Below are 5696 nucleotides of genomic sequence, written 5' to 3'. Positions count from 1 at the left end.
TTACCCGAACGAGCCCGGAGGATGAACGGATGCACCTGAAGAGCCTGACGCTCAAAGGGTTCAAGTCGTTCGCCCAGCCGACGACCTTTGCGTTCGAACCGGGAGTGACGGCCATCGTCGGTCCGAACGGCTCGGGCAAGTCGAACGTCGTCGACGCGCTCGCCTGGGTGATGGGGGAGCAGGGTGCGAAGACCCTGCGCGGCGCGAAGATGGAAGACGTCATCTTCGCGGGCACGTCGACGCGTGGACCCCTCGGCCGCGCAGAGGTCACACTGACCATCGACAACTCCGACGGCGCACTGCCGATCGAATACGCCGAGGTGACGATCAGTCGCACGCTGTTCCGCAACGGCACCAGCGAGTACGCGATCAACGGCGAAGGATGCCGCCTCCTCGACGTGCAGGAGCTGCTCAGCGACTCCGGGCTCGGCCGGGAGATGCACGTGATCGTCGGACAGGGGCGTCTGGACACGGTGCTGCAGGCCACGCCGGAGGATCGCCGCGGGTTCATCGAGGAGGCCGCGGGCATTCTGAAGCACCGCCGCCGCAAGGAGAAGACGCTGCGCAAGCTCGAGGCGATGGAAGCGAACCTGCTTCGCCTGTCCGACCTCGCCGGCGAGGTGCGTCGCCAGCTCAAGCCGCTCGGCCGGCAGGCCGAGATCGCGCGTGAAGCCGCCACGATCGCCGCCGTGGTGCGCGACGCGAAGGCACGGCTCTACGCTGACGAGCTCGTTCGGCTGCGGGCCGAGCTCACCCTCGCGACGCAGAACGAACAGACCCGACACGCCGAACGGATCGCTCTGCAGGACCAGGTCGAGACCCTGCGGCTGCGGGTGCAGGCGCTCGAGGCGCAGCAGCGCTCCGAGCTGGTCGACGACGCCCGACGCACCGCGTTCGGGCTCGAACAGGTGCAGGAGCGCCTTCGCGCGCTCTACGCCCTCGCGGGCCAGCGTCTCGCCCTGCTGAGCGAGGACGATGAGGCGGGCGCCGCGGTCGCCACCGTCACGCAGGGAATGATCGACGAGGCCCGCGAGGAGGTCGACCGCATCGCGGGCGGTCGGGGTGACGCCGAGGATGCTGCGGCCGCCGCGGCGCGCACCGTGATCCGGGCCCGCGCCGAGCTCGACGCCCTCGACGCGGACATCGCGGCGCAGAGCGCACTCGTGTCCGAGCACGACATGCGCCTCACCGCGCTGCGCGGGTCGGCGGAGGCCGCCGAGTCTGCGCTCGCGGCCGTGCAAGCCGCGGTCGACCGTCAGCAGCGCGCACTCGACGCGGCCGTGCAGCGCCGGGAGGAGGCCGCCGCCGTTCTCGCCGGCCTCGATCCCGATCTTGCGCCGGAGCGATCCGCGGGCGAGTTCGCGACGGCGTACGAGCAGTCGCAGCGCCGTGCGAACGAGCTCGAGTCGGATGTCGCGGGCATCCGCGAACGCCTGCACGCCGCCGAGCGCGAGGCAGAGGCGCTGACGGCCGAGGCCGCCGCGCTCGCCCGCGCGCTCGACGTGCGAAACGGGGCCGCCGCGCTCGTCGCCGAGGGTGGGGCCGGGGTGCGGGGGCTCGTCTCCGACGCCGTGAAGGTCACGGCCGGATACGAGGCGGCGATCGCGGCCGCTCTGGGCGCGGTGGCAGAGGGCGTGCTCGTCGACTCCGCGGAGGCCGGCTTGGTTGCGGCGGACGCCGTGCGCCGCGCCGACGACGGCGTTGTCGACATCGTCTTCGCCGCGCCGTACACCGATGTCGATGCGCCGGTTATCCCGGATGCCGTCGCGGCCGTCTCCGTCGTGAATGCCCCGGATGGCATACAGCGCCTGCTCGCGCAAGTCGTCGTGGTCGACGACCTGGAGAGCGCGCACCGTGTCGCGCGATCGCACCCGTCGATCGTCTGCGTCACACGGGCCGGGGAGCACGTGACGTCCCAGACGATCCGCGCGGGCTCCGGGGCCGGCCGTTCGCGCCTCGAGCTCGCCGCGCAGCGGGATGCCGCGGCATCCCGAGTGTCAGAGATCACCGTCGTCGCCGACTCGCTGCGCGAGGCTCTGGCCGAGCGCACTGCCGAGCTCGCCGAGATGCGCCACGCGGCACGGCGAGCGCTCGACGACCTGCGCGCGAATGACGCCGCCGTCGCCGCACACGCCGAGCAGGTCAACCGGGCGACCGTGCGACACGAGTCGGCCAGTGCGGAGTGCGACCGACTGACGACCACCCTCGGGCAGGCGCAGAGCGCCGTCGACGAAGCGGTCGATGCGGCCAGGGTGTCCCGTGACCGCCTCGACACGGCGCTCGAGGCGCCGCGGCCCATCCTCGACGCGTCCGCGCGCGACGGACTGCTCGCGACGCTCGACGGTGCGCGAGAGTCGGAGATGCAGACGCGTCTGGAGGTCGAGACGCTCAAGGAGCGTGTGCGCGCGCAGGAGGCGCGGGTCGACGCCCTCGAACGACAGCGGGAGCGCGAACGCGCCGCAGCGGAGGAATCCGCCCGGCGCACGGTGCTCCGGCGGGCGCAGCGTCAGATCGCCGCGGACGTCGCCGGTCGCCTTCCCGCCGTGCTCGACTCGGTCGATCGTTCGGTCAGTGAGGCGCGTGTCGCCCTCGCTGCCGCCGAGGCGGCGCGTACACAGGTGACCGCCGAGCTCGCCGAGCTGCGACGGCAGGAGGGGACGGCCCGGGAACGGCTGGCTGCCACGACCGAGAGCGTGCACAGCATCGAGCTGCAGATGCACGAGAAGCGTCTGCACGTCACGAGCCTGCTCGAACGCGTCGCGAGTGAGCTCGCCCTCGAGGAGGACATTCTCGTCGCGGAATACGGGCCGGAGGTCGCGATCCCGCCGGACCCCGTGCTGGTCGACTCCGAGTCGGCAGACGAGTCCGTGTCCGACGAGGATCCGGCTCCGGTGCCCTTCGACCGCGCCACGCAGCGCAAGCGGCTCGCGGAGGCCGAGCGCAAGCTCGCCCAGCTCGGCCGTGTGAATCCGCTCGCGCTCGAGGAGTTCGCCGCACTCGAGCAGCGACACGTCTTCCTCACCGAGCAGCTCGCCGACCTGACCCAGACCCGCGCCGACCTGGTCACGATCATCGGCGAGCTCGACGAGCGCATGCAGACGATCTTCCTCGCCGCGTTCGAGGACACCCGCGAAGCCTTCACCGAGGTGTTCCCGATGCTGTTCCCCGGCGGCACGGGCAGCATCTCGCTCACCCACCCCGAGGAGCCCCTCATCACGGGAATCGAGGTCTCGGTGCGGCCGGTCGGCAAGAAGGTGGAGCGGCTCTCGCTGCTCTCGGGGGGAGAGCGCTCCCTCGCGGCGGTCGCGCTGCTCGTCGCGATCTTCACCGCACGGCCCAGCCCCTTCTACATCCTCGACGAGGTCGAGGCGGCCCTCGACGACGCGAACCTCGGTCGCCTGCTCTCGGTGTTCGAGCGCCTGCGCGCCTCGAGTCAGCTCATCGTCATCACGCACCAGAAGCGGACGATGGAGATCGCGGACGCCCTGTACGGCGTCTCGATGCGGCAGGACGGCGTGTCGGCGGTCGTCGGGCAGCGCGTGCGGGAGGCGGCCACGGCGGCGCCGTAGGCTGGAGTCATGGCGGAAAGATCCTGGTCGCTGGGGCGTGCTCTGAGGGGCATGTTCGTCAAACCGGTCATCGACGAGACGACCTGGGACGACCTCGAGACGGCGCTCATCACGGCCGACTTCGGGCCCGACATCTCCGAGCGCATCGTAGACGAGCTGCGCGAGAAGGTCGACCGGTTCCGCACGACGGATCCGAAGGACCTCCAGCGGATGCTGCGGGAGACCCTCGAGGAGCACTTCGCGAAGTTCGACACGACGCTGCGCCTCACCGAGCGCCCGGCGATCGTGCTGGTCGTCGGTGTGAACGGCGTGGGGAAGACCACGACGATCGGCAAGTTCGCGCACTATCTGCAGCGGTTCGACCGCTCGGTGGTGGTCGGAGCGGCCGACACGTTCCGCGCCGCGGCCGTCGAGCAGCTCGCGACGTGGGCGGAGCGCGGCGGCGCGGAGATCGTGCGGCCGCAGCAGGAGGGCCAGGATCCGGCATCGGTCGCGTTCCAGACCATCCAATATGCGAAGGACCACGACACGCAGATCGTGCTGGTCGACACCGCGGGGCGTCTGCACACCAAGGGCGGCCTGATGGACGAGCTCGGCAAGATCACGCGCGTGATCGAGAAGCTCGCACCGATCAGCGAAGTGCTCCTGGTGCTCGACGCCACGACCGGGCAGAACGGCGTCCTGCAGGCGCAGGCGTTCCTCGAGCACGCGGGCGTCACCGGGCTCGTCATCACGAAGCTCGACGGCTCGGCGAAGGGCGGCTTCGTGCTCGCCGTGCAGGAGCGCACCGGCATCCCGGTGAAGCTCCTCGGTCAGGGCGAGGGGATCGGCGATCTCACCGGCTTCACCCCGCACGTGTTCGTCGAGGCTCTCGTCGGCTGAGCGCGTCGGGCTACCGCCCGGGCAGTCCTGCTGGTTTCATGGGGACATGGCGATCGAGCACGACTTCTTCGGACTCCTCGAGTCCGGCCCCGACGGATCGATCTTCTGGTCGGAGACGGTCGAGTTCGGCGACCAGTCGGTGACGGTCGATCTCACGGCGCCCGATCAGGAGGATGTCACCACCGCGGCGCTCGACACGGCGGCGGCCATCATCTCTGCCCTCGAGCGGGTCGACCTCATGGCCCGCAATGCCATGGTCGGCGAGCTCGACGACCGCACGAGCGAGGTCACCGAGTACGTGCTGCAGCAGCAGGAACGCCTCGGCGACGAGCTGGAGGACTTCCTCGTGGATGTCTCGGGCGACGACCACATCGACATTATCCGCGCTCTCACACTCACGAGTCTCACGATCCTCGCGGACGAGCACGACGGCACCGAGCCGTTCGCAGTTCTCGAGTACGCGCTCGATCCCGAAGGCGCCGACGACGCGCTGCTCGTGAACCTCGACTCCGACGGTCAGGTCTCGTCGGTCAGTTCGGCCGACTGAGACCTGTCACACCGCCTGCGCGAAGGTGGTGTCGCCGGCTTGGATGTCGCGGGCGAGGTGCTGCAGGTCCTCAGGGATGTCGCGGCCCTTGGCGAGCATCGACTGCGCCCAGAGGCGCCCGGCCCGGTACGACGAGCGCACGAGCGGCCCCGCGAGCACGCCCAGGAACCCGATGCGCTCGGCCTCCTGCTTGAACTCGACGAACTCCTCGGGCTTCACCCAGCGCGCCACAGGGAGGTGGCGCGGGGTCGGCCGCAGGTACTGGGTGATCGTGATGATGTCGGTGCCGGCATCGTGGAGGTCCTGCAGCGCCTGTACGACTTCTGCGGGCTCCTCGCCCATGCCGAGGATCAGGTTCGACTTCGTGATGAGGCCTGCCGCGCGGGCCTGGGTCAGCACGCCCAGTGATCGCTCGTAGCGGAAGGCGGGACGGATGCGCTTGAAGATGCGCGGCACGGTCTCGACGTTGTGGGCGAACACCTCGGGGCGCGCCGCGAACACCTCGCCGAGCAGGTCGGGGTTTCCGGAGAAGTCCGTCGCGAGGATCTCGACTCCGGTGCCGGGGTTCTGCGCGTGGATCTGACGCACGGTCTCGGCGTGCAGCCATGCGCCCTCATCGGGGAGGTCGTCGCGGGCGACGCCGGTGACGGTGGCGTAGCGCAGCTGCATCCGAGTGACGCTCTCCGCCACCCGGCGCG

4 protein-coding genes are annotated in these 5696 nt (G+C 70.5%); 3 read left to right on the top strand and 1 reads right to left on the bottom strand.

The window, feature by feature from the left end; genetic code table 11:
* The first annotated feature begins 29 nt into the window (after positions 1-29).
* From smc to ASG00_RS03480, 3 genes are read left to right on the top strand one after another with little or no spacing between them, the layout of a single operon-like run.
* Positions 30-3569, top strand: coding sequence for a chromosome segregation protein SMC (gene smc, locus ASG00_RS03490; RefSeq protein ID WP_056206942.1), 3540 nt, complete (start codon positions 30-32; stop codon positions 3567-3569).
* A gap of 9 nt (positions 3570-3578) precedes the next feature.
* On the top strand, positions 3579-4451 hold the full coding sequence (gene ftsY / locus ASG00_RS03485) for a signal recognition particle-docking protein FtsY (RefSeq protein WP_045248445.1): 873 nt from the start codon (positions 3579-3581) through the stop codon (positions 4449-4451).
* Between the two features lie 46 nt (positions 4452-4497).
* Positions 4498-4998, top strand: coding sequence for a DUF2004 domain-containing protein (locus ASG00_RS03480; protein ID WP_056206939.1), 501 nt, complete (start codon positions 4498-4500; stop codon positions 4996-4998).
* A 6-nt stretch (positions 4999-5004) separates the two neighbouring features.
* Here ASG00_RS03480 and ASG00_RS03475 read toward each other — a convergent pair.
* Positions 5005-5696, bottom strand: a 692-nt coding sequence (locus ASG00_RS03475; protein ID WP_235559114.1) for a lipoyl synthase, incomplete at its 5' end; no start/stop codon positions are given.

It is taken from the genome of Microbacterium sp. Leaf351 (assembly GCF_001423825.1).
Taxonomy (GTDB): Bacteria; Actinomycetota; Actinomycetes; order Actinomycetales; family Microbacteriaceae; genus Microbacterium; species Microbacterium ginsengisoli.
Note: the sequence above shows the minus strand (reverse complement) of the source record. Positions and strands in the feature narration are given on the sequence as shown.

Bases quoted from the DNA above. Each gene is read 5' to 3' on its own strand.
- ASG00_RS03480 (WP_056206939.1), top strand. From the start codon at position 4,498: ATGGCGATCGAGCACGACTTCTTCGGACTCCTCGAGTCCGGCCCCGAC.
- smc (WP_056206942.1), top strand. From the start codon at position 30: ATGCACCTGAAGAGCCTGACGCTCAAAGGGTTCAAGTCGTTCGCCCAG.
- ftsY (WP_045248445.1), top strand. From the start codon at position 3,579: ATGGCGGAAAGATCCTGGTCGCTGGGGCGTGCTCTGAGGGGCATGTTC.